The organism is Thermococcus sp. 9N3 (assembly GCF_012027685.1).
In the GTDB taxonomy this organism is placed as follows: domain Archaea; phylum Methanobacteriota_B; class Thermococci; order Thermococcales; family Thermococcaceae; genus Thermococcus; species Thermococcus nautili.
In genome coordinates, this window is the sequence record NZ_SNUV01000003.1 from 31,078 (window position 1) to 53,956 (window position 22,879).

Below are 22,879 nucleotides of genomic sequence, written 5' to 3' on the forward strand. Positions count from 1 at the left end.
ATGCTCACGAGCGGGTGGAAGAGCGTCAGCATGGTCGACGTTCACGGGAAGGTTACCTTCACGCTCTGGCTCTGCGGATGCAACCTCAGGTGCCCCTTCTGCCACAACTGGCGCATAGCGGAAGGCCTCGACTGCTTCCCCCTCGATAGAAAAGCCCTCCTCGACGAGCTCGAGGCGAGCGCGTTTCTCGTTGACTACTTCCACGTCACCGGGGGCGAACCGCTGATGCAGTGGAGGGAGCTAAGCTCGCTCTTCGCGGAGGTTAAGCTTCTGGACGTCCCAGTAAGCCTCAACACGAACCTAACCCTCGTTGGACCCCTTGAAAAGCTCCTGAAGGCTGACCTGGTGGAGCACATAGCAACCGACCTCAAGGCTCCTCCGGCACTATACGGTCTCCCCGAAAAGCCCGCGGAAAAGCTCTGGAGGCTCTTCCTGAGGGGTCTTGAGGTCGTTTCGGACTACGGAATCCCTCTCGAACTCAGAATTCCTGTGGCGAAGGGCTTTGACGCGTGGCCTTACATTGAAGAGGGTCTTAGGAGTGTGAAGACTGACTTCTACGTTGTCCTGAATCCACTCGTTGGAAGGCCTTTAACGAACCCCAGGGACGAGGACTGGTGCTCGGAACACTGCTGGCCGGGGAGAGAGGTTGAGGAACTGCGGGAGAGGCTTGAGGAACTTGGCATTGCCGTTCATGTTAACCAGTTTATGGAGGGTTCCCCTGGACAGGCCCTTAGCAGTTCCGTGTAGCGCTCCACAACGCGCGCTTTCAGCTTTTCGTAGTCTTTTTCTCCCCGATACACGATTTCTATCTCGACCCTGACGGTGCTTGTGCTGAAGTTGAAGTAGTCAGGGTACCTTGAGGTTATCACTGCCTTCTTCAGCCTCCCGTCCGAGACTGTTAAGTTGGCCCTAATCCAGTCGTTCACTGGGATTTGCAACGTCTGAGGGCCGTATTTGGTGTCATTTATTGTGACGTTCTCGTAAGGTGGAACTCCGGGTTTTCTGACGAGTGTGACCTCAATCGGGTTCCCCCAAGTGACGTTCCTGTCGTAGAGTGGACTTCCGTTGAGGACCGGAAGGAGGTAGTTCATAAAGACAACCGGCCCCAGAATCTCTTGGGTTCCGTTGTTCTGGCCGCCCCTGCCGCATATCGTCCACCTGACTGTCTTCCCGGTCCCGTTGAACAGGCTCCATATTCCCGATGCGTCGGGTTCTTCAACCACGAGATAGTGATTTCCCTCTTTGAGGACGAGGGTCGTGAAGTTGTATACTCTGACGACGGCTACGTAGTCGAGGTTTTGGTTGATGTCCTCAAGGTATTTTTCCAGCCCGCCAGCTTGAAATTGGCTATACGCTACCAATGCCACGGCGAGGGTGAGTACCACAATTGGGATTAGCTTCCTCATGCTCATGATTACTCTTTCTAGTAGGGATTTATAAGTCTTGTCTGACAGTTCACCGAAAAGCTTATAAATAGGCCAAAGGAATGATAACGCGGAGGCACTTAAGGTTACTAAAAAACCTCATCCCGTAAAAAAGAAAAAGGGAGGGGGTGAGGGGAGATGGCCCAGCTCGCTGGACAGCCGGTCGTTATTCTGCCCGAGGGAACCCAGAGGTACGTCGGAAGGGACGCCCAGAGGCTTAACATTCTCGCCGCTAGAATCGTTGCCGAGACTATAAGGACCACCCTTGGCCCGAAGGGTATGGACAAGATGCTGGTTGACAGCCTTGGCGACATCGTCATCACCAACGACGGTGCCACCATCCTTGACGAGATGGACATCCAGCACCCGGCCGCGAAGATGATGGTTGAGGTTGCCAAGACTCAGGACAAGGAGGCTGGTGATGGTACCACCACTGCCGTCGTCATTGCTGGCGAGCTCCTCAAGAAGGCTGAGGAGCTCCTTGACCAGAACATTCACCCGAGCATAATCATCAAGGGTTACGCCCTTGCCGCCGAGAAGGCCCAGGAGATTCTTGAGGGCATCGCCAAGGAGGTCAGCCCGGACGACGTTGAGACCCTCAAGAAGGCCGCTGTGACTTCAATCACCGGAAAGGCCGCCGAGGAGGAGCGCGAGTACCTCGCCGAGATTGCCGTTGAGGCCGTCAGGCAGGTCGCCGAGAAGGTCGGCGACAAGTACAAGGTTGACCTCGACAACATCAAGTTCGAGAAGAAGGAGGGTGCCTCCGTTAGGGAGACCCAGCTCATCCGCGGTGTCGTCATCGACAAGGAGGTCGTTCACCCCGGCATGCCCAAGAGGGTTGAGAACGCCAAGATTGCGCTCATCAACGACGCCCTCGAGGTCAAGGAGACCGAGACCGATGCGGAGATAAGGATTACCAGCCCAGAGCAGCTCCAGGCCTTCCTCGAGCAGGAGGAGCGCATGCTCAAGGAGATGGTTGACAAGATTAAGGAGGTCGGAGCGAACGTCGTCTTCGTCCAGAAGGGCATTGACGACCTGGCTCAGCACTACCTCGCCAAGTACGGCATAATGGCTGTCAGGCGCGTCAAGAAGAGCGACATGGAGAAGCTCGCCAAGGCCACCGGCGCCAAGATTGTGACCAACGTCCGCGACCTCACCCCGGAGGACCTCGGTGAGGCTGAGCTTGTCGAGCAGAGGAAGGTTGCCGGCGAGAACATGATATTCGTCGAGGGCTGCAAGAACCCGAAGGCCGTCACCATACTCATTCGCGGTGGAACCGAGCACGTCGTTGACGAGGTCGAGAGGGCCCTCGAGGACGCCGTCAAGGTCGTCAAGGACATCGTTGAGGACGGCAAGATACTCCCGGCCGGCGGTGCCCCGGAGATTGAGCTCGCCATCAAGCTCGACGAGTACGCCAAGGAGGTCGGCGGCAAGGAGCAGCTCGCCATCGAGGCCTTCGCTGAGGCCCTTAAGGTCATCCCGAGAACCCTCGCCGAGAACGCCGGACTCGACCCGGTCGAGACCCTCGTCAAGGTCATCGCCGCCCACAAGGAGAAGGGTCCGACCATCGGTGTCGACGTCTTCGAGGGCGAGCCGGCCGACATGATGGAGAAGGGCGTCATCGCTCCGCTCCGCGTTCCGAAGCAAGCCATCAAGAGCGCCAGCGAGGCGGCAATAATGATACTCAGAATCGACGACGTCATCGCCGCCAGCAAGCTCGAGAAGGACAAGGAGGACAAGGGCGGAAGCAACGACTTCGGTAGCGACCTCGACTGAAGGCTTTGATTCTTCTCCCCTTTAACTTCCAAAATCCTTTTTAGTTCCGCGAGAACTCTTCTCGTATGTTCGCCGTTGAGGTTCAAGGCCTTTCGAAGTTCTACGGCCCAAAGGTGGCCCTCGACCGCGTTTCCTTTTCCATCGAGGAAGGCGAGATAGTCGGCGTAATCGGGCCGAATGGTGCTGGAAAGACGACGCTGATACGAATTCTGACGTGCCTCCTGAAGCCCGACTCCGGAGAGGTTAGAGTTTTTGGAAGGAACCCCTGCGAGGCGAAAGAACTCTTCGTCCTCCTTCCGCAGGACGTCAAAGCCCACTTCTACACGCTCACGCCGAGGGATTACGTCTATTACTATCTCAGAATGCGCGGCGTTGGGAGAAAAGAGGCTCGAATAAGGGTTAAAAGGGCGCTCGAGGAGTTTGAAATAAGCTACGCGGACGAGGCCGTCTCAACGCTCTCCGGCGGTATAATGAGAAAGGTTCTCCTCGCGATGGTGCTATCTACCGATGCCGGGCTGTACTTCCTCGACGAGCCGACCGTTGGCCTTGACGTGGAGAGCAGGCTCAAGCTCTGGGAAGTTCTCCGCGAGAGAGCTAAGGGAGCGACTATAGTTCTCACCAGCCACTACCTCAACGAGATATCCAGCGTCTGCGACCGCGTTCTTCTCCTAAGGGAGGGAAGGGTTGAGGCCTTCGGAAGGCCGGAGAGGATTGCGGGTGAATACCTCAGGGGGCTTCATTCAAAGGTCGTCGTCTTCGGCGAGGTCCGTCTTGATGGCTTCCTGACGAGGAGGGCCGGGAGGAATACCTACGTCTACATCCGCTCGAAGGCTGAGGAGAGAGAAGCCGTTGAGGTCCTTGAAAGGGCCGGCGTGCCCTTTAAGGTCGAGGAACTCACCATAGAGGACGTTTTCATTGCGGGTGGTCTCGATGATGGCAATCATTGAGTACTACGCCAGGGCACTCACGAGGGGCAGGTTCTCGCTCCTCAGCTTCGCACTCCAGCCCCTTTCCTTCATCTTCATAGTCTACGTCGTCAGCGGGGGAAAGTTCCTGAACACCGCTTTAGCTGGTGCGCTGGTGAGCTTCGTCGTTGGAGTTGGTATAGCGGACCTTGCGATAGAGCTTGTCGGGATGAAGACCCGCTCGCGGTTCTACGACATAATCATGAGCCTACCTGGAAGCAACTGGAGAAAGGCCCTTGGTATTTCCCTCGGGATGAGTGTTCCGGCTTTGCCCTACGTCGTCCTGTTAACGGCGATACTCGTCTGGAGACTCGGAGTTGATGCCTTCTCGAGAATGCTCGCGGCGATAGCGGCGCTGTGGCTCTGGAGTGCCGGAATTGGCTTCCTCCTGGGTGTTAAGGGAAAGGAGCCGATTAGGGTGATGAGGCTCTCGAACCTTCTCGTTACCGGACTAACGGTCTTTCCACCGGTTTACTATCCGGCGAGCGTTCTTCCGGGGTGGCTTGCAAAAATCTTGGTATTCCTCCCGACCGTGAGTGCCTCCCAGGTTCTCTCTGGGACGGGAGGAAGGGCATCCCTCATAACAACGTTCCTCTGGGGAGTTCTTGGTCTGGCATTCCTACTCAGGTTCGCGGGGATTGAGGAGTGAAAACGGCTTTAAAACCGCTTTTCCAATTGAAGTTTGGAGGTGTGTGGATGTCCGTGCCGGATTTCAAGGATATATCCACGGGAGACCCCAAATGGTTTGGTCTTTCCAAAAGGTACTGGCGGATTATCCTGATTGAACTTGTTATTTCGCTCGTTCTCTCGGTGCTCTCCTCGGGTAAGCCGCACTTCCCGTTTATCAACCTGAACCTAGACACTCCCTACGGTCCTATTCTCGTCACAATCCTCGGAATTATAATCTTCTCCAAGCCCGCAATCAACCTCATTGAGACTCTGGAGCACTGGAAGAATGAAGATTCACGTTCTAGAGGGGCTAATCGAGACGTTAAGCTCTTGGGTATTCCTAACGAACGTTTAAAAACATGGGAGTACCATGATAAAATTGTCCTGGGTTCGGTACTCGTAATGATTGGGGTTATCCTTCTTGACATCCTTCGTTTAGGTCTCAGCGGCTGGGTAGACTTCCTTGGTTACCTTTCCCCGTACGTTAAGACCCACGCCCCTTGGGCATTTTATCTTCGTGTTATCCTAAGTCTAACCTACTACGCCCTTTTGGTGTGGATATACGCATACTGGGCCTCATTTATGGCGTATTTTGTTGGTTATCTCTCCGTTATACGGTCTCTGAACTCGACAAAGGTTTCACCCGTTGTGGAACTCGGTAAGCTTGCTGATTCAAAGAAAAGCCCCTGTTTGATGACTCCCACCAACTGTATCAAGCCTTTGACGAATATCGCCGAGAGTTTTGTTGAGCTTGGAAGGCAGATTAAAATGCTGTTTGGACCAGGACTTTCGGTGGCTTCCGCTCTGCTCGCCGTTTCAGTACTCTCGGCTGTTTACGTGGTGGTTACAAAGTATACGAGCATACCCCAAAACGATGCAGGACTAATCTCCGGTTGGGGCTTTTTATTGGGTTCTTTAGTGCTCTTTGGGGTGCTAATGCACATGGCGTCGAGTTTTGTCTCAGCGATAAAAGAAGAGACCATTACTTACCTTCACAAAATCAGGATTGGCTTAATAAACTCCGGTGGGAACGAGAAGGCCTACGAACTGCTCGACGAAATCGAGAGGGCTCTTGAAACGATAAGGGCAATTCCCCTGCGCTCCGATGAGCTGCTGGAACTCGTTTCGATAGCGATAAGCGTAATAATGGCCCTTCTTACTGGCTCTGGCTGAGCTTTCCAACCTCTTCCTCTAGCCTCCTCAGCTTTCCCTTAAACCTCCTCAGCTGGTCGTTCGCTATGCCCACAATTCTCCTGATGTAGTCCTCGCTCACCCACAGCTCGCCGTCCGCGCCGAGCGGGACGTCCATTCTCTCGGTCGAGCGAATCTCGACGAGGAGCTTCCTGTGGCTCACGCTCTTGATGTTGCTGTACTTGAAGCCCAGCCCTATCGCGAGGTTAAGCAACTTAACGGCGTCCTCCAGAGTTCTCGCCCCAACGTGGAGGATAGGACTCCGGACAAGAAACCAGAGCTGGCCGGACTTGTGCTTTCCAATCGCTTCAAAAACCTCTTCGATGGTAACTTCCCTGTGCCACTTGCCGAGCCAGACGGAATTGACCTTGTCGCCGAAGTGGGGCATCTCCATGACCGAAATCCTGCCCGAGCAGGAGGAGGTTGTGAAGTAGTTCTCAAGCGCGTTGATTTTCTCGAGCAGGGTTATTATGTCCTCGTCAACCTTGCCCTCTCTCAAGGCCTGCATGAGGCCCTCCATCGCCTTCGCCTTCTGCTCTTCGAAGTTCTTCGTGTAGAGGAACATGGTTTCGAGTTATGGAAGAAGTTTAAAGGCTTAACGTTTGAGGAGAATCAATTTCAGAGAAGAGACTTTCGCTATCTCTTCAAAGTCGGAATCGTATGTTATCAGCTCTTCGCCCCGATTAATACATATAGCCGCTATGAGCAAATCTGCAAAGCCTTGAGGACTGCCTCGCTTGAGGAGTTTTTCCTGAAGCTCATGAGCGAGAAGATAATCGTCAAGGTTTGGAAACAGAACGTCCCCTTTAAAGCGTGAGTACCTCACAATCCTCGGAAACTCAACGAATGTAACCCCGGTTATGTTCTCGTGGATTTTCTCTCCCCTTCTGAGACGCTCTATGGCAACGTTTGTGTCTATGACAGCCATTTAACCCGCTCCCGGTCCTTTTTTCTTAAATTCTCAACCCCTTCAGGAACTTCGATTTCGTCTTCGGTCTCTTTAATCCCGAGTAACTTTCTCAGCTCCTCCCCGTTCATTCTCTCGGGGGTACTCTCAAGTAACGCCCTCATAAAGGCCTCCCTGAACTTCTTCTCATCAACCCAGTCTGGAACGGAGAGAGTTATGATTTTCCCCATCTCAACACCCATAACAACTTTGCTCTATTTGATTTTAACTTTTCCTATTAACCTTTTGGCATCAACCACCGTCTCCCTCTCCCTCACGAACTCCACCAGCCTCCTGTAGGTCGGGTGCGAGCTCAGCGTCGAGGAGTCGCCTATCAGAATCAGCTTTCTCTTCGCCCTCGTCAGCGAGACGTTCAACCTCCTCAAATCCTTCAAAAAGCCCAGCTCACCCTTCCTGTTCGAGCGGACGAAGGAGAGAACTATGACTTCCTTCTCTCTGCCCTGATAGCCGTCCACCGTCTTGACCTCTATTTCTTCAGGCAAAAGCGAGCTTATCAAATCGCGCTGGTCGTCGTAAGGCGTTATGACGCCAATCCATTCAGCCTTAACACCGAGTCTCAGGAGACCCTCAACGGTTTCCTTCACGAGCCTCGCCTCGAGCGGGTTCTCACGGCTCTCGCTTCCATAGCGTTGTCTCTCGAAGCGGTCTTCTCTTCTGGCAGTATCTATGAAGACGAGCACGTTCTCTGGTTTAAGCACCTCAGCCCATGCATCTCCATCTTCCGGCGATTTCACTCCCAAATCGGCTAGCGTTATTCTCCTGATGCTCTCGTCCGCCTCGATTCTACCGTCGTAAAATTCCCTGCTGGGAAACTCCATTAGGCGTTCGTTCATTCTGTACTGGACGGTCAGCATCTCACTCTTTCCGGGATAACGCTCGATTAAGCCCTCGAAGAGAGTCTTGCTCAGCTCCTTTGCCTTCTCGCTGAGTATCGTGGGGGGCAATTGCCTGTGGTCGCCAGCTAAAACAAAGCGCCCCGCGCGGTTGATTGGGATGAGCACGCTCGGTATCGTCGCCTGCGTGGCCTCGTCTATTATCGCAACGTCATAGGAGCCGTAGTCAACCACTTCCAGCCCGGCCGAAGAGTTTGTCGTCAGAACGACGTCGGCTTCCCTTATTATCTCCCTCGCTATCCTCTCCTCCAGCTTCCTCGCATCGTCGAAGGTCTTCTGCACCTGCTCGTTGATTTTAAGCCACTGGGCCATCTCGCGGATTAAGCGAGCTGGAACGCCCCTCGTTCCTATGCCCTTCTCGGCCAGGCGGAGAATCTGCCTGTCGGTCAGCCCGCGCCTGTACTTCGGAGCGGGTTTCGTGAAGGTGTCGCGCTTTTCCTTCAGGTTCTTCCCGATTACGCGAAGCTCCCTCAGCTCGCCGTAGAGCTCGTGCCGGGTCATGAGGTAGGCCAAAGTCGTCTCGTGGAGCTTTTTGGAGACCCTGCTCGGGTGTCCGACGCGGACGACCTTCAGACCGGAATCAACCAGCCTCTCGACGAGGTTGTCAACGGCCACGTTGCTCTCGGCAGTTGCTAAAACCCTGTTCCCCCTCGCCACCTCTTGCCGTATCAGCTCGACGAGTGTCCTCGTCTTTCCAGTCCCGAACGGCCCGTGAATCAGGAAGAAGTCCGGGCTTCCAAGGGCCTTCGCTATTGCCCTCCTCTGGCTCGCGTTCAAACTCTTGTCAAAGGGCGTGGACTCGACTTCCTCACCCCCTTCAGGCTCCCTCAGGCCGAGGTAGAGCTCTAAAGCCCTTCTCCCGCTCTCCCGGAGGTTTTCAAGGTTCTCAAGCCAGCGCTTGAAGGTTATGTCGTTGGCGTAGAGGTCTATCCTAACGCTTTTCAGCGCCCACTCCGGGACGGTCTCTAAAGCCACTGTTATGAACCGCTTCCCCTTCTCGACGACGGTTCCAACCAAATCGCTCTTCAGCGGGTCTCGTTTGCTTATCACGACCAAGTCGCCGACGCTTATCTCCGTCTTGATTTCCCTCTCGCGCCCGTATCTGACGAGGAAGTAGCCGAGCTCCTCGCCGATTACCTTTCCGTTGAGGCCGAGAACAGCCCTTCCAACCTTCTCCCTCTCGCGACCGCTGAGCCGTCTCATCTCGGCTCTCATGGCCTCTATCTCAGCCTTCCGCTCCATCTCGATGAGAACCTTGAGCTTGGCGATGAACTTCGAAAGCTTCTCGTTTTCGTTCATTTTTCTTCCCGGCTACGACTAACAACTCTCCTTTTAAAAGGTTGGGAAAACCCTTATATTTTGTCCGACAAATGGGGACATAGGTGAACGAAGTGACGACGACTGTTAAAGTCTCGGCCCGAATCCCAAAGGGTCTCGCGGAGAGGATGGACAGGCTCGTTGAAGAGGGCCTGTACTCAAGCAGAAGCGAGGTAATTAAAGATGCCCTCCGCCGCTTTCTTCTCGACGAGCGTTTAGATGAAGAACTTGAGAGGAGGGCCTATCTGAAGGCCGTTGAGAAGATTCTCAGAGAGGACTGGGAGAGCGAGGCCGACGAGTACTGGGACGAGGTTGGAGGAATTCCATATGAGCCCGAGGAATGAGCTCCGCCAGTGGGAGGTAGTTCTCGTTGAGTTCCCTTTCATTGATTTAGTTGGGAGGAAGCTTCGGCCCGCGTTAATCGTTTCGAACGAAGAACTTAACGGGGTTTCAAACGCCGTCATAGCCCTCCAGATAACGTCGAACCTCGGGAGCGGTTTTGCCGAGTACAACGTTTTAATAACCGACCGGGACGTTGCCCGCTATCCCGGAACGAGACCGATAAAGCCGAGCATCGTGAAGCCTTACGTGGTCTTCACCCTCGATAAAAAGCTCGTGAGAAAGCGCCTCGGCGTCCTGAAGGAAGAAAAGATTGCTGAAGTTAAAGAAGGCCTCAGGAGAACCTTTGGCCTTTGAGGTCAGCCCATGCGAGTTTCCTCACCGCTCGGACGAAACTTCCCTCATCATCCCTGAGAGGGTAGAAGGAAGGGGTTAAAAAGCTAAGCCCCGTCCGTCTCTATCACCGAGACGATGTCCCTGTGGAAGGACTTGATTGCCCTGACGTGCCTTTCCTCAACCCTGCCACAGCAGGCGACGCGCTCGTAGAACCTCTCAAGCTCGTCGAGAAGCCACTCGAGCTGTCTCTTGGAGCTCTCACTGAATCCGTTGCCCAGCAACTTCCCCCTCAGAAACGGCATGACCTCCGACGGTTTCCCGAGGGCGGCCCAGAAGAGACCTTCCTTTAGAATCTCGAAAAGCAACTCCTCAGACCTTGCGCTAACGAATGGTTTGGCCCTCCCCCCTGAGCTTTTCTGAAGCCCTCCTTTGAATTTCGTAACCCCTCCTCATGGCAATCACCGTAGAGCGGACTACAATGTTCTATATTGGCTTTTCGGGAGCTTTTTTGTACACTAGACGGAATCTTCACCGAAAATCCTACCCCCTTTGTCATAATGTCACATTACTGCGGTTAGACGTGACGAATTTACAGGCCATCACTCGCTCGAAACCCTTAAAAATGCCCTCCAAGTTCATGTTAAAAAGGACGCGGAGGTCCGAGAGGAATGGGGAAGTTTGAACACAAACTTGTTAATGCTATTAAGGGCTACACCTTCGACGACGTTCTTCTCATACCCCAGCCGACCGAGGTCGAGCCGAAGGACGTTGACGTCTCGACGAGAATCACGCCGAGGATAAGGCTTAATATTCCAATTCTCAGCGCCGCGATGGACACTGTGACGGAGTGGGAGATGGCCGTCGCGATGGCGAGGGAAGGTGGACTAGGAGTAATCCACAGGAACATGAGCATAAGCGAACAGGTCGAGCAGGTCAGGAAGGTCAAGCGCGCCGAGCGCTTCATCGTCGAGGACGTCATCTCGATTTCACCCGACGAGACGATTGACTACGCCCTCTTCCTGATGGAGAAAAACGACATCGACGGCCTGCCGGTTGTCGAGGACGGAAAAGTTGTCGGCGTTATAAGCAAGAAGGACATTGCCGTCAAGCCGGGAAAGCTTGTGAGGGAAGTAATGACCGGCGAGCCGATAACGGTTCCAGAGAGCGTAACGGCAGAGGAAGCCCTCAACCTGATGTTCGAGCACAGGATTGACAGGCTTCCTGTTGTGAACTCTGAAGGGAAGCTCGTTGGCATAATCACGATGAGCGATTTGGCGAGGAGAAGAAAGTACAAGAACGCCGTCAGGGACGAGAACGGCGATTTGGTGGTTGCGGCGGCGGTTGGTCCATTTGACCTTGAAAGAGCGAAGGCCCTTGATAGGGCTGGGGTTGACGTCATCGTCATCGATACCGCTCACGCCCACAACCTCAAGGCTATCAAAGCCATGAAGGAGATAAGGAAAGCGGTCGATGCAGACCTTATCGTTGGAAACATCGCCAACCCGAAGGCCGTCGATGATTTAACCTTCGCCGACGCTGTCAAGGTTGGAATCGGGCCCGGAAGTATATGCACCACCCGCGTCGTGGCCGGTGTTGGCGTCCCGCAGGTTACAGCGATAGCGCTCGTAGCGGACAGAGCGAGCGAGTACGGGCTTCACGTTATAGCAGATGGTGGAATCCGCTACTCCGGCGACATAGTCAAGGCCATAGCGGCCGGGGCAGACGCGGTCATGCTGGGCTCCCTCTTAGCTGGAACCAAGGAGGCGCCGGGCAAGGAGGTCGTAATCAACGGACGGCGCTACAAGCAGTACCGCGGAATGGGCTCGCTCGGGGCCATGATGAAGGGCGGGGCCGAGAGGTACTACCAGAAGGGCCACATGAAGACCAGGAAGTTCGTCCCGGAGGGCGTTGAGGGCGTCGTTCCCTACAAGGGAAGCGTGAGCGACGTTCTCTACCAGCTCGTCGGCGGCCTGCGCTCGGGAATGGGCTACGTCGGGGCGAGAAACATCGAGGAGCTGAAGGAGAAGGGCGAGTTCGTCATCATAACGCAGGCGGGAGTTAAGGAGAGCCACCCGCACGACATACTCATCACAAACGAGGCCCCGAACTATCCGCTTGGGAAGTGATTCTCAATCCCTCTTTGTTCCACTTCTTTTCTCTGGAAGTCTTAAAAGATTAAAAGAAAAACAATTCAAGAATCATGGGCATGCTAAGAAATTCAAACGCCAGAGAGGAGGAATGAGAGTGCCCCGGGCCAAACACGTGCTCGTCCCCCTGTCTCTGCTTGCGCTCCTCTTCGCCTTTTACCTTGCCCAATCGCACGTTCCACCGAAGCCGGACTTTCAGCTCAACCTCTCCCCGGTTTCCGAGTGCTCCGGCAACGTCTGTGTCGAGGTGAACCCCTACACCGAGCTGACAAACGTTGTTTTCCACCTCGCTGGCTGGAACTCCAACAACGCTACTCCCTACTCCCGGGAGGCTGGGTCTTACTTTTCCCCCTACGGAAATCACAGGGCGGTGCTCCTCGCTAAAAAAGCCCTGAGGGAGGGTTTGGGGTACGACGCCATTCCCAAGTTTGCAATGGAGCTGAACTCCACGGAGTGGAGTGCATACCTAGTGAGAAGAGTTCACGGGGATAAAAAGCTCCTCAACGAACTCGCCACAGCCATAAAAGATTTCGCCCAGGACTCGAACTTTTCAGCCTTCTACGAGAGCCACAAAGAGTTTTACAGGGAGCAGATAGGGCTGTTCCTTAAGGAGAATCCGGACGTTTTCAGCCTCCCCCGCTTCGAGGAGAATTTCTTTAGGGAGAAAAAGAGCCGCTGGATTTTTGTCCTTCAGCCTCTGGAAGTGTACTACAGCTACGGCGGGTGGACGAACAATACCGTTTACGCGTTCCTCGGCGTCTGCTCGTTCTCCAACGGGACTTATTCCTACTGCAGTGCTTCCACCCACGAGCTTGCCCACAGCTTCGTCAATCCCGCGGTGGGGAGACACTACCGGGAGTTTAAGGAGTATGAGGAAATGTTCTCGCCGGTGAAAGACGTCATGACTTCTATGGGATACGCCAGCTGGAAGACCTACCTTGATGAGACCTTTGTCCGGGCGTTTGAAGCTTACTACATCCTCAAAACGGAGGGAAACCAGAGCGCTGAGAGGTTCATAAAGGGCCAGGAAGCCCTTGGGTTCTACCTCGTTGGGAGGGTTTATCGGGCGTACCTAACGGAATACATACCCAATAAAGAAAAATACCCCACCTTCGAGAGCTTCATGCCCGAGCTCGCGAGATTGATGGGCAACTGGTATAAGGAGGGCTTCTGGAAGAACGTTTCCCCGGAACCGACCATTAGAATGGCCTTCATGGCGTTTAAAACGGAGGGCGTTAAGCTGTACGTTGCCGGAAATCTCTCGAACAGCGAATACGTTAAAAGCTACGTTGAGACCCTCAAAAAGGCTGGTTTTAAGGTAACCTTCACGAAGGGGCTCGAAAGCGGCAACGTTATTGTCATCGCACCGCTGAACTCCCCCGCTGTCAGCAAGCTCAAGGGATACATGGAGATACGGGGTAATTCTGTCGTTCTCGATGGGGTTGAATATTCTAAAGGAGTTTTCCTCGTTGAGGCCCTGAGGAACCCGAGGGGAGGGAGTTATATCCTGCTGATAACCGGGACGCCTGATGTTTTCAACAGAAAGCCCTCGGGAAACAGCGGCGAGGACCTGATGAACTACCACTACTTCGTCTATCTAACAAGCCTAAAGAGGGCCGTCGCGTTCGGGTGAAAAAAGGGAAGCGAACACACAAGAAACGCAATTCTTATAAGTAATCCTATCCAACTCCCAGTCTGACATCTTTGGAACCCCCAGAGGTGGGCGGAGTGTCCAGCGAGCCTGCGGTCCTCGTGAAAAACCTCGAAAAGGCCTACGGGCGCGTGTGGGCCCTGAAGGGTGTGAGCTTCTCCATCGGCGAGGGCGAGATATTCGGCCTCATCGGGCCGAACGGAGCAGGGAAGAGCACCACACTGAAAATTCTCGCCACGCTTCTCCCGCCGGACAGGGGAAAAGCTGAAGTGATGGGGCACGACGTCGTTAAGGAGCCCGAGAAGGTCAGGAAGCTGATAAGCTACCTGCCGGAGGAGGCGGGAGCCTACAGGAGCATGACGGGGCTTGAATACCTCCGCTTCATGGCCGGGCTGTACTCCCAGGCGACAGGAAAAGACGCCGATGAGATGCTCGAGCTCGGAATCGAGATAGCGGGCCTCGGAGCGAGGCTCTACGACAGGGTCGCGACGTACTCGAAGGGAATGGTGAGGAAGCTCCTCCTCGCGCGGGCTTTAATGGTCAAACCGGAGCTGGCCATCCTCGACGAGCCGACGAGCGGCCTCGACGTGGCAAACGCCTATGAAATCAGGAAGCGTATAAAGGAGTTCTCCAATGAAGAAGGCGTTTCAGTCCTCGTTTCGAGCCACAACATGCTCGAGGTCGAGTTCCTATGCGACAGGGTGGCGATAATACACAGGGGGCTGATTGTGGAAGCCGGGACGCCGGAGGAGCTGAGGGAGAGGCACAACGCCGAAAACCTCGAAGAGGTCTTCATGAGGGTCTCCGGGGGTGTTGTCAGTGGGTGAGCTGTGGCTCATGTTCCGGAAGGAGCTCATGGACATCCTCCGGGACAGGCGTCTCGTCACGGCTGTAATCCTCCCCCTAATCCTCCTACCAGCTATGTTTGGGGTTTTCCAGTCTTCCTCGCATTCATCTCGGCTTGCAGTTAGCGTTATCAACGAGGACTCCGGGAAGTACTCAACGGCCCTCGTCGCGTTCCTCGAAAGGAACGGAATCGCTATCGATGAGAACTCGCCGGTTACGCTCGTAATCCCCGCGGGCTTCTCCGAGGCGATTGAAGAAGGTCGCTCCCCGCACCTGCTCATAAGGACGAGGCTCTCGTCCGTTTTTGATTTCAAGACTGTCAAGCTCGCCGGCACGCTGAAGGCGCTGGTTCTGCGCTTTGGGGAGGGCGTTCTGCCATCGATACGGCCCGAGTTCAGGCTCTACGTCGGAAACGACGTCCTCAGCATAGAGCCCTCGCGCTACGTCTCGGCCCTCCTCAGGGGCGCCCTCGCGGTCCCCTTCGTGCTCTTTGTCATTGGAATCTACGCCGCCCAGGCGATAGCGGCCTCGGTCGCGATGGAGAAGGAGGGCAAGACCCTCGAAACCCTTCTCACGCTCCCGGTCTTGCGCAGGTCAATAATCCTTGGAAAAATCCTCGCCTCTGTGGTTTTTAGCCTGCTCGTGCTCGCTTCCTTATCAGCTTCGTTCTGTCTGGCCTCGCTGTTTTCAAAGCATTCTTCAGGGCACTCCGCCGGCGTTTCGGTCGGGACAGTTCCTCTAATCTTCCTCTCCGCCGGGACCTTCCTGCTCTTCGTCCTGATGCTCCTGACGAGCCTCTTAGTTTCCCTCTTCACCCTCGACGTCAGGAGCGCCCTCAGCGTGGCCGGGCTCGTCGAGGTGCTCTATCTCATCCCCCTCTTTGTCATCTTCATGGGGCTCGACGTTTCTGGTGTGGCCGCTCTGCTCGTGAAGGCCGACCCCGGCTACGCCCCGATACTTGCGTTCCTGAGCGCAACGAGTGGCAACTACATAACGGCCCTCGGGGCGCTCATCTACCTCCTCCTGTGGAACGCGGTGGTGCTCAGGCTCGCGGTGTGGGTCTTCGAGAGCGGCGCGCTGATGACGAAGAGCATAGACGCGGGCAAGCTCAGGTGGCTGGTAAGGGTGAAGATTTGATGTTCCGGAGGAATTATGCATAAAAGAAGCTTCATATCATAAATCTTATCTGTGGTGATGACCGGTGAAGGGGTGGAGGTGTTTCCTTGTACTTTCACTCGTTCTGGTGCTCTCTCAATTTCAGTTTGTTTCCTTACCTGGAGTTTTGTCTTCGGAGGAGAGTTCCCAGAGTTCCAGCGGATGCTATGTGGCCCCCTCCATTGAAATCAACCCCAATCTTGAGCTCTTCGCCGTCCTTTACATTCTTGCCTTCAACGGAAGCGACTACTTCATAACGGCGCCAAAAGACTACATCAGCGATGTTTTGACATATTTCGCGCCTTACAGGGACGACCCGGCCGTTAAGTACATCCGCGAGGTCTTCAACAGCTCCCTGCCACTCTATGCTAGAGATAATGGAATCATGGAATTCAGTAGCAGGCTGGCCCTGCTGGGTTACCTGCCGAACGAGACCAACCTTGGTGAACTGGAACTGCTGGCGAATTTTGCCCGGAAAAGCGATTTCATGACCTTTTACAGCGCCCACAGGAGTGAGTATGAGGAAATAACCCGCCCTCTGGTGGGATACCTGGAATGTGTCCCCGAGGAATACGAAAGGCTCTTTGGCCACACCTACGAATCCTTCAGGGTTGAGGCCTCGTATTCGCTTCACATACATCCTCACGTCGTTTTTGAGAACGAGACGGTGTACTACGTTGGAGGGCTGTACTACACGAACAATGTCACGATGCTTTCGTATGTCGTGGCGACACTCCACGAGTTCACCCATCCGTTTGTTCGAGACTTTCTCGACCGGAACTTCAGGACCTTTGAGAACATGAGCTACTACCTCCAGGAAGTGCGGAACGAACTCCCGACTACCACGACCTACGACCCGGGTCACTACAGTTCCTTTCACACGTACCTCAACGAGCTCTTCACAGAGAGCATCGCGGAGTACATTGCCCTGAGGTGTGGAGTGCCAGGGGATTACGTTCTTTTTAGGGCTAAGGCAATGTCGGCCATGTTCCTGCCCTTCTGGAACCTGTTCGATGAGTACAGAAAGGCGGAAGAACTCAATGAGACCCTCTACCAGTACGCACCAACTCTGGCCCGGCACATGGGTGAGTGGGCAACTTCCGAGAACGTGAGCGCATTTTACAGGAAGGTTGCTCCCGTTGTGGAGCCCAGCGTACTGGACAGGGCAAGTTACCTTGGAAAGCTTGTCATCGTCTACGGGACGCAGAACCCCGATGAGAGCGGGAACGAGTACGACAGGGAGACGGCTTACTCCCTCGCCGACCGCCTCAGGGAAACCTACATGAAGCTCTACGGTGGGGCCCATTCAATCGTGGTCAAGGCGGACGGAAATTTGACCGATGAGGATTTGAGGGGCAACCTTATACTCATCGGCGGTCCCGTTGCCAACGCCATAACCGCCCGGCTCAACGAAAACCTGCCCGTGCGCTTCGCCTTCAACGGCTCCTGGCTCCTGAGGAGGAACCCGAACGCGGTGGAGAACTTCACGGCCTTTCGGGTAACCGAGAACAACATAAGCGTAATCCCACCCAACTCGTCAGTTCCTTTGGGGGTCTTTGGAGTTATTGAGACGATTCGGAACCCCTGGAACTCGAAAGAATACGTACTCATTATTGCGGGCCTCGACCGCTACGGAACCAGGGAGATGACCAAGTGGATACAATGGCAAAGCTATATGATTAGAGGGGAAACTTATTGGGAAGTTGGGTTCTACTCGATGGGCTGAGCTTGGCCGTTCCTCCGAGAATCAGAAAACCGTTTAAGCACCTCTCCTCTTCTTTCCCCGGGTGGTGAGATGAAAATTGGAATCGTCGGCGATGGAATAGCTGGCTTAACCTCCGCCATAGCGCTCGCCAAGAGGGGTTTTGAGGTCACTCTCATCGGCCCCGGAATCAGGAGGAGCAACTCATACCTCGCTCAGGCCGGGATAGCCTTTCCGGTTCTCGAAGGCGATTCGCTTGAAGCTCATGTTCTCGATACAATCAAAGCCGGAAAGTATATCAACGACCGCGAGGTCGTTTGGAACGTAATCTCGAAGGGGAGCGAGGCCTACGACTTCCTGCTCTCCCTCGGCCTGAAGTTCGAGGCGAGCGAGACCGAAGGTGGCCACTCGTTCGGCAGGGTCTTCACGATTAGGAACGAGACCGGCAAGCACATCACAAAGCTCCTCCACCTCCGCGCCAGGGAGCTCGGTGTTCACTTCGTCAGGGGAAAGGCTAATGAGCTCGTGATAAAGAGGGGAAAGGCCTACGGCGTCTTCGTCGAGGGTGAGTTCCTCCGCTTCGACGCGACTGTTATAGCTTCCGGCGGTTTCTCGGGGCTCTTCAAGTTTACAGCGGGCTCCCCGGAGAACACCGGCCTTCTCATCGGCGACGCGCTCATGAAAGGCGTCCCCGCTCGCGATTTGGAGTTCGTCCAGTTCCACCCAACCGGGTACATCGGAAAGAACGGCGTCTTCCTGATAAGCGAGGCCGTTAGGGGAGCCGGTGCCAAGCTCGTAACGGACGAGGGAGAGCGCTTCGTGAACGAATTGGCGACGAGGGACATCGTGGCGAGGGCAATCTACCGCCAGATGCAAGAGGGGAAGAAAGTCTTCCTCGACGCGACCGGGATAGAGAACTTCAAGAAGCGCTTCCCGCAGATATACGCTTTCCTGCGGAGGGACGGGATAGACCCCTCTAAGGACCCAATACCCGTCTCACCGATAGCCCACTACACGATGGGGGGAATAGCGGTTGACCTCTGGTATAGAACGCCCGTGAGGAACCTCTACGCGATAGGCGAGGCCATGAGCAACGGCTTCCACGGGGCAAACAGATTAGCGAGCAACTCCCTCCTCGAGTGCCTTGTTTCTGGCCTTGAAGTTGCAAGGACGATAGCGAGGGAAAGGCCGAGGTGCAGGGAGGTTAAGGAGCCGGCATATCACGGCTACGAGGCCGGGGACGTTGACTCACTTCGGGAGCTTCTCTGGGAAAAAGCCGGAATCGTCAGGAGCGCGAAAACCCTCAGGGATGGCCTCAGGGAACTTGAGGGAATCGAGGCCGACCCGAGGCTGAAACTGCTCGCGAGGGGCGTTCTCGAGTGTGCACTCGCGAGGGAAGAAAGCAGGGGAAGCCACTACCGCGAGGACTTTCCGGCTATGAGAAAGGCCTTCGAGAGGCCGAGCTTTTTCGATGGGAAGTGCAGGCTCTGACCATTCACCTTTTAAATTCTCAAGTCGAAGTTTCGATGGTGAGAAAATGCCTAAGGTGATTGAGGCCGTTTATGAGAACGGTGTTATAAAGCCCCTCAAACCCCTCTCGCTTCCATCAAAGCGAATAGTGATTTACATTGAAGAGAAAAGGTTCTCTGAGCTTATTGATGAGCTGGAGCTTGAGGCTAAGGAGAACGTTGATGAAACCATTGATTCTGTGAGGGGTAGAGATGAGGGTGATTCTTGACACCAGTGTCTTGGCAAAAGCTCTGTTACTCCCTCGGAAAGGTCTGCCTGAGGATATTTATCAAAGAGAGCTGGAAACACACAGAAAGGCAAAACTCGTTGTTAAACTGTGCGATAATCACGAGGTCTCTCTTCCAAGAGCCGGGCTTGTGGAAATTGCCAGCGTGCTCAGGAGAAACGGCCACAGAGACGTCATTCCTCAAGTTGTTGAATCCCTTTCGATTTCTTACTCAGTAATTGGAGAAGATGAGATTTTTGAGGAAGCCCTCGATGTTGCCTCCCTTACTGGAGCTTCTGGATTCGATACATACTTCATTGCACTTGCAAAGCTAATGGGTGGCCTTCTGATAACCGATGACGTTAAGATGGCAAGACACGCGGAAAGCATTGGGGTCACTCCACTGCTCCTGAGGGAGACCACAGAAGAACATCTCAGGGATGTCCTGAGTCCCCCATAACCAAAGGTGTCCAAAAACCCTTTTAATTCCCCTCTTCTACCCCCGCTGAGGGGTGTGAAATGGACAAGGAGAGGCTGATTGCCGAGATTGAGAGGCTTAAGGAGGAGCGCAACGCGATAATCATGGCCCACAACTACCAGCTTCCCGAGGTTCAGGACGTGGCGGATTTCCTTGGGGACAGCCTCGAACTCGCGAGGAAGGCCATAAACGTTGATGCCGATGTCATAGTCTTCGCGGGCGTTGACTTCATGGCCGAGACCGCTAAAATCCTCAACCCCGAAAAGACCGTTCTCCTGCCCGAGAGAAGGGCCACCTGCGCGATGGCCAACATGCTCAAGGTCGAGCACATACTTGAAGCTAAGAGGCAGTATCCTAACGCTCCCGTCGTCCTCTACGTGAACACAACCGCCGAGGCAAAGGCCTACGCCGACGTAACCGTTACCTCCGCCAACGCTGTCAAAATCGTCGAAAAGCTCGATTCCGACGTCGTCATCTTCGGTCCGGACAAGAACTTAGGAAGCTACGTCGCGAGGATGACCGGGAAGAAGGTAATCCCAGTCCCTTCCAACGGCCACTGCTACGTCCACAGGAAGTTCACGGTTGAAGACGTTGAGCGCGCGAGGAAGCTTCACCCGGAGGCAAAGCTCATGGTTCACCCCGAGTGCGAGCCGGAGGTTCAGGAAAGGGCCGACATAATAGTCTCCACCGGCGGAATGATACGGCACGCGCCGGAGTGGGGCGAGTGGGTCGTCTTCACCGAGAGGGAGATGGTTTACAGGCTGAGCAAGCTCTACCCGAATATAAAGTTCTATCCCGCGAGGGAGGACGCCGTCTGCGTTGGAATGAAGGCGATAACGCTCCAGAGCGTTTACGAGTCGCTCAGGGACATGAAATACCGCGTGGAAGTGCCAGATGAGATAGCCGAGAAGGCCAGGAAGGCCATCGAGAAAATGCTTGAGATGAGCTGAGGTGTTAAGTTGGGAGTGCAAGATTTCGGGATTTTTGTTAAGTTGGGAGGGAAACTTTTTAAGGATTTTTACCTTTTCACTTAACATGAGTCGTGAGGAAGTCATAGCACAAGTAGTAATGGACTATCTCAATCTCAGCGTCGATGGCATCGAACGTGAACTCAATGTCCCCGATGACCTGGCGGTGAACAAGGCAGTAACTATAATCGGGCCGAGGAGGGCCGGAAAGACATTCTACATCCTACAGAAGTTCTCCAGGCTGAGGAGTGAAGGTAAGGCGGCCATTTTCTTCCCCCTCGACGACGACAGGATATATCCGCCGAGCCTTGACGACCTCCAGACTCTCGTAAAGGTCTTCTATGAGCTCTTCCCCGATGCCGAGGAGAAGTACCTCTTCCTTGATGAGGTCCAGGAGGTTGAAAACTGGGAGCTCTTCGTCAAGAGAGCCCTTGAGAGGGACGGCTTCAGGGTCTATCTGACGGGTTCTTCTTCAAAGCTCCTGAGCAGGGAAGTCGCATCAGCACTGCGAGGAAGAACGCTCACCTTCGAGATGTTTCCCTTCTCTTTTCGTGAGTTCCTGAGGGCGAAGGGCTTTACCCCGAGCAGATACATCTCCACGAGAGACGAGGCAAGGATAAAGGCCTTCCTGAGGGAGTACCTTGAGTTTGGTGGCTTTCCCGAGGTCGTTCTGCTCGATGACTCCTTCCTAAAGAGGAAGACCCTATCTGAGTACATTGACGTGATGCTCTACCGCGACGTGGTCGAGAGGCACAACGTGAAGAACCTGAAGGCAATTCGACTGTTTTTAAAGCTCCTCATGGCATCCTTTGCCAAGGAGTTTTCGGTAAACAAAACGGCCAGATACATGAAGGGAATGGGGGTCGAGGTGAGCAGAAACACCCTCTACAGCTACTTCGAGTACTTTGAAGAGGCCTATCTCGTTTTCCCGCTCAGGAAGTTCTCCCACAACCTTAGGGAGATTGAGAAAAGCCTCCCAAAGGTTTACATCATTGACTCCGGTTTGATAAACGCCTACTCCCCCCGTTCGGGAGGGAGCATCGGCAGACTTATGGAGAACGCCGTTTTCCTTGAACTCAGGAGGCGGGAGAGGGAGCTTTACTACTTCAAGGACGAGCGGGGCAGGGAAGTTGATTTTGTCGTGGTTGAGGACGGCATTGTTTCCGGGCTGATACAGGTGAGCTATTCCATTGACGAACCCGAAACGTTTGAGCGGGAGGTTTCGGCGCTTATGAGCGCCTCTGAGAAGCTCGACTGTGACAGCCTAGCGATAATAAACTGGGAGCGAGACGATACCATCGAGGTGGAGGGGAAGAAGGTTCGGCTCTTGCCCCTCTGGAAGTTCCTGCTGGGAGGTGAATGGGAATGATGCCGGTTTCATACCTGCTCAGATTTCTTGAGGAAGATGCCCCCTTTGGAGACGTCACGAGCGAGGCTGTGATTCCTGAGGGAACCAGAGCCAAAGCGGTAATCATCGCAAAGCAGAACGGCGTTATAGCGGGCGTTGAAGAAGCTAAAGCCCTCTTCGAGCACTTTGGCGTCAAGGTTTCGGTCAGAAAACGCGACGGCGAGGACGTGAGGAGGGGAGACGTAATCCTCGAGCTTGAGGGAGACGCGAGGGCCATTCTGCTCGTCGAGAGGACGGCTCTCAACATCATGGGCAGGATGAGCGGTATCGCGACCGAGGTCAGGCGGCTCGTCGAGAAAGTTAAGGCGGTAAACCCGAAGGTTCGGATAGCCGGCACGAGGAAGAGCCTTCTCAGGCCGATAGACAAGAGGGCCATACTCATCGGCGGTGGAGAACCTCACCGCTTCTCGCTGAGCGACGCGATACTCATCAAGGACAACCATCTGGCTTTAGTCCCCCTGGAAGAAGCAATAAGGCGCGCTAAAGCCTTCAGCGTTTACAAGGTCGTGGAGGTCGAGGTCGAGAGCCTTGAAGATGCTCTCAAAGCGGCAAGGGCCGGGGCGGACGTGATAATGCTCGACAACATGAGTCCAGCCGAGATAGCCGAGACGATTGAGGCTCTAAAGCGCGAAGGCCTGCGCGATAGGGTGAAAATCGAGGTCTCTGGGGGCATAACGCCGGAGAACATTGAGGAGTATGCAGGGCTCGACATCGACGTCATAAGCCTTGGCTACCTCACCCACTCGGTTAAGAACTTCGACGTGAGCCTTGAGATTCTGTCAAAACTTGAGTGAACCTTTTCGGCTTTTCGTGCCATTTTTTGAACATTTTTAAAAGCCTCGCCCTTTAGGGTGAGGATGCTGTAAACCACCCGACAAGCCATAAAGCAGGAAAGCAACACTCTTTTAAAGC

Annotated in this window: 24 protein-coding genes; 18 read left to right on the plus strand and 6 right to left on the minus strand. The window is 54.5% G+C overall.

Going from position 1 to position 22,879, the window contains the following annotated elements:
- Positions 1-747: an anaerobic ribonucleoside-triphosphate reductase activating protein gene (locus E3E30_RS09785; RefSeq protein WP_167729437.1), complete on the plus strand. Its 747-nt coding sequence runs from the start codon at positions 1-3 to the stop codon at positions 745-747.
- On the opposite strand, the gene E3E30_RS09790 is transcribed toward E3E30_RS09785, so the two are convergent.
- Complete coding sequence (locus E3E30_RS09790) at positions 690-1,412, minus strand: hypothetical protein (RefSeq protein ID WP_167729438.1); 723 nt, start codon at positions 1,410-1,412, stop codon at positions 690-692. The genes E3E30_RS09785 and E3E30_RS09790 overlap by 58 nt on opposite strands.
- A 150-nt stretch (positions 1,413-1,562) precedes the next feature.
- Between E3E30_RS09790 and thsB the strand changes: the two genes are divergently transcribed.
- From thsB to E3E30_RS09810, 4 genes are all read left to right on the plus strand, one after another.
- Positions 1,563-3,200, plus strand: a complete 1,638-nt coding sequence (gene thsB / locus E3E30_RS09795) for a thermosome subunit beta (RefSeq protein WP_167729439.1) — start codon at positions 1,563-1,565, stop codon at positions 3,198-3,200.
- 65 nt (positions 3,201-3,265) lie between these two features.
- A complete protein-coding gene (locus E3E30_RS09800) occupies positions 3,266-4,147 on the plus strand; it encodes an ABC transporter ATP-binding protein (RefSeq protein WP_167729440.1) in 882 nt (293 codons plus the stop codon).
- On the plus strand, positions 4,131-4,814 hold the full coding sequence (locus E3E30_RS09805; protein WP_167729441.1) for a multidrug transporter: 684 nt from the start codon (positions 4,131-4,133) through the stop codon (positions 4,812-4,814). The genes E3E30_RS09800 and E3E30_RS09805 overlap by 17 nt, the downstream gene beginning before the upstream one ends.
- Before the next feature lie 47 nt (positions 4,815-4,861).
- Complete coding sequence (locus tag E3E30_RS09810) at positions 4,862-6,007, plus strand: hypothetical protein (protein WP_167729442.1); 1,146 nt, start codon at positions 4,862-4,864, stop codon at positions 6,005-6,007.
- Here the strand turns inward: E3E30_RS09810 and E3E30_RS09815 are convergent.
- Genes E3E30_RS09815 through E3E30_RS09830 form a run of 4 tightly spaced genes read right to left on the minus strand, consistent with a single transcriptional unit; the run spans position 5,991 to position 9,184 of the window.
- Entirely contained in the window at positions 5,991-6,590 is a 600-nt protein-coding gene (locus tag E3E30_RS09815; protein ID WP_167729443.1) for a hypothetical protein, read from the minus strand. The two genes, E3E30_RS09810 and E3E30_RS09815, sit on opposite strands and share 17 nt — an antisense overlap.
- A gap of 30 nt (positions 6,591-6,620) precedes the next feature.
- Positions 6,621-6,953, minus strand: coding sequence for a PIN domain-containing protein (locus E3E30_RS09820; RefSeq protein WP_042691043.1), 333 nt, complete (start codon positions 6,951-6,953; stop codon positions 6,621-6,623).
- A complete protein-coding gene (locus tag E3E30_RS09825) occupies positions 6,941-7,162 on the minus strand; it encodes a hypothetical protein (RefSeq protein WP_042691044.1) in 222 nt (73 codons plus the stop codon). The genes E3E30_RS09820 and E3E30_RS09825 overlap by 13 nt, the downstream gene beginning before the upstream one ends.
- 24 nt (positions 7,163-7,186) lie before the next feature.
- The gene (locus E3E30_RS09830) at positions 7,187-9,184 is read right to left on the minus strand and encodes an IGHMBP2 family helicase (RefSeq protein ID WP_167729444.1); all 1,998 of its coding nucleotides are present in this window, start codon (positions 9,182-9,184) and stop codon (positions 7,187-7,189) included.
- A gap of 83 nt (positions 9,185-9,267) precedes the next feature.
- Between E3E30_RS09830 and E3E30_RS09835 the strand changes: the two genes are divergently transcribed.
- Positions 9,268-9,546: a ribbon-helix-helix domain-containing protein gene (locus E3E30_RS09835; RefSeq protein WP_346765917.1), complete on the plus strand. Its 279-nt coding sequence runs from the start codon at positions 9,268-9,270 to the stop codon at positions 9,544-9,546.
- Positions 9,530-9,898, plus strand: coding sequence for a type II toxin-antitoxin system PemK/MazF family toxin (locus E3E30_RS09840; protein ID WP_167729445.1), 369 nt, complete (start codon positions 9,530-9,532; stop codon positions 9,896-9,898). Before E3E30_RS09835 ends, E3E30_RS09840 begins: the two co-directional genes overlap by 17 nt.
- A gap of 83 nt (positions 9,899-9,981) precedes the next feature.
- Here the strand turns inward: E3E30_RS09840 and E3E30_RS09845 are convergent, their stop codons facing one another.
- Positions 9,982-10,179: a hypothetical protein gene (locus E3E30_RS09845; RefSeq protein ID WP_240922688.1), complete on the minus strand. Its 198-nt coding sequence runs from the start codon at positions 10,177-10,179 to the stop codon at positions 9,982-9,984.
- 366 nt (positions 10,180-10,545) lie between these two features.
- On the opposite strand from E3E30_RS09845, the gene guaB reads away from it, so the two are divergent.
- From guaB to nadC, 11 genes are all read left to right on the plus strand, one after another.
- Positions 10,546-12,003, plus strand: coding sequence for an IMP dehydrogenase (gene guaB / locus E3E30_RS09850; protein ID WP_042691049.1), 1,458 nt, complete (start codon positions 10,546-10,548; stop codon positions 12,001-12,003).
- Positions 12,004-12,115: 112 nt separating this feature from the next.
- Positions 12,116-13,657 carry a DUF4932 domain-containing protein gene (locus E3E30_RS09855; RefSeq protein WP_167729446.1) on the plus strand — a complete coding sequence of 514 codons (1,542 nt, stop codon included), beginning with the start codon at positions 12,116-12,118 and terminating at the stop codon, positions 13,655-13,657.
- 95 nt (positions 13,658-13,752) lie between these two features.
- The gene (locus tag E3E30_RS09860) at positions 13,753-14,502 is read left to right on the plus strand and encodes an ABC transporter ATP-binding protein (RefSeq protein ID WP_167729447.1); all 750 of its coding nucleotides are present in this window, start codon (positions 13,753-13,755) and stop codon (positions 14,500-14,502) included.
- Positions 14,495-15,658: an ABC transporter permease subunit gene (locus tag E3E30_RS09865; protein ID WP_167729448.1), complete on the plus strand. Its 1,164-nt coding sequence runs from the start codon at positions 14,495-14,497 to the stop codon at positions 15,656-15,658. Before E3E30_RS09860 ends, E3E30_RS09865 begins: the two co-directional genes overlap by 8 nt.
- A gap of 187 nt (positions 15,659-15,845) precedes the next feature.
- On the plus strand, positions 15,846-17,402 hold the full coding sequence (locus E3E30_RS09870) for a DUF4932 domain-containing protein (RefSeq protein WP_167729449.1): 1,557 nt from the start codon (positions 15,846-15,848) through the stop codon (positions 17,400-17,402).
- Positions 17,403-17,471: 69 nt separating this feature from the next.
- Positions 17,472-18,869, plus strand: coding sequence for an L-aspartate oxidase (locus tag E3E30_RS09875; protein ID WP_167729450.1), 1,398 nt, complete (start codon positions 17,472-17,474; stop codon positions 18,867-18,869).
- A gap of 46 nt (positions 18,870-18,915) precedes the next feature.
- The gene (locus tag E3E30_RS09880) at positions 18,916-19,116 is read left to right on the plus strand and encodes an antitoxin family protein (protein ID WP_042691058.1); all 201 of its coding nucleotides are present in this window, start codon (positions 18,916-18,918) and stop codon (positions 19,114-19,116) included.
- Positions 19,100-19,573 carry a type II toxin-antitoxin system VapC family toxin gene (locus tag E3E30_RS09885; protein ID WP_167729451.1) on the plus strand — a complete coding sequence of 158 codons (474 nt, stop codon included), beginning with the start codon at positions 19,100-19,102 and terminating at the stop codon, positions 19,571-19,573. The genes E3E30_RS09880 and E3E30_RS09885 overlap by 17 nt, the downstream gene beginning before the upstream one ends.
- A gap of 59 nt (positions 19,574-19,632) precedes the next feature.
- Entirely contained in the window at positions 19,633-20,541 is a 909-nt protein-coding gene (nadA, locus tag E3E30_RS09890) for a quinolinate synthase NadA (RefSeq protein ID WP_167729452.1), read from the plus strand.
- A gap of 85 nt (positions 20,542-20,626) precedes the next feature.
- Positions 20,627-21,928 carry an ATP-binding protein gene (locus E3E30_RS09895; RefSeq protein WP_167729453.1) on the plus strand — a complete coding sequence of 434 codons (1,302 nt, stop codon included), beginning with the start codon at positions 20,627-20,629 and terminating at the stop codon, positions 21,926-21,928.
- Entirely contained in the window at positions 21,925-22,761 is an 837-nt protein-coding gene (gene nadC / locus E3E30_RS09900; RefSeq protein ID WP_167729542.1) for a carboxylating nicotinate-nucleotide diphosphorylase, read from the plus strand. Before E3E30_RS09895 ends, nadC begins: the two co-directional genes overlap by 4 nt.
- Positions 22,762-22,879 lie beyond the last annotated feature (118 nt).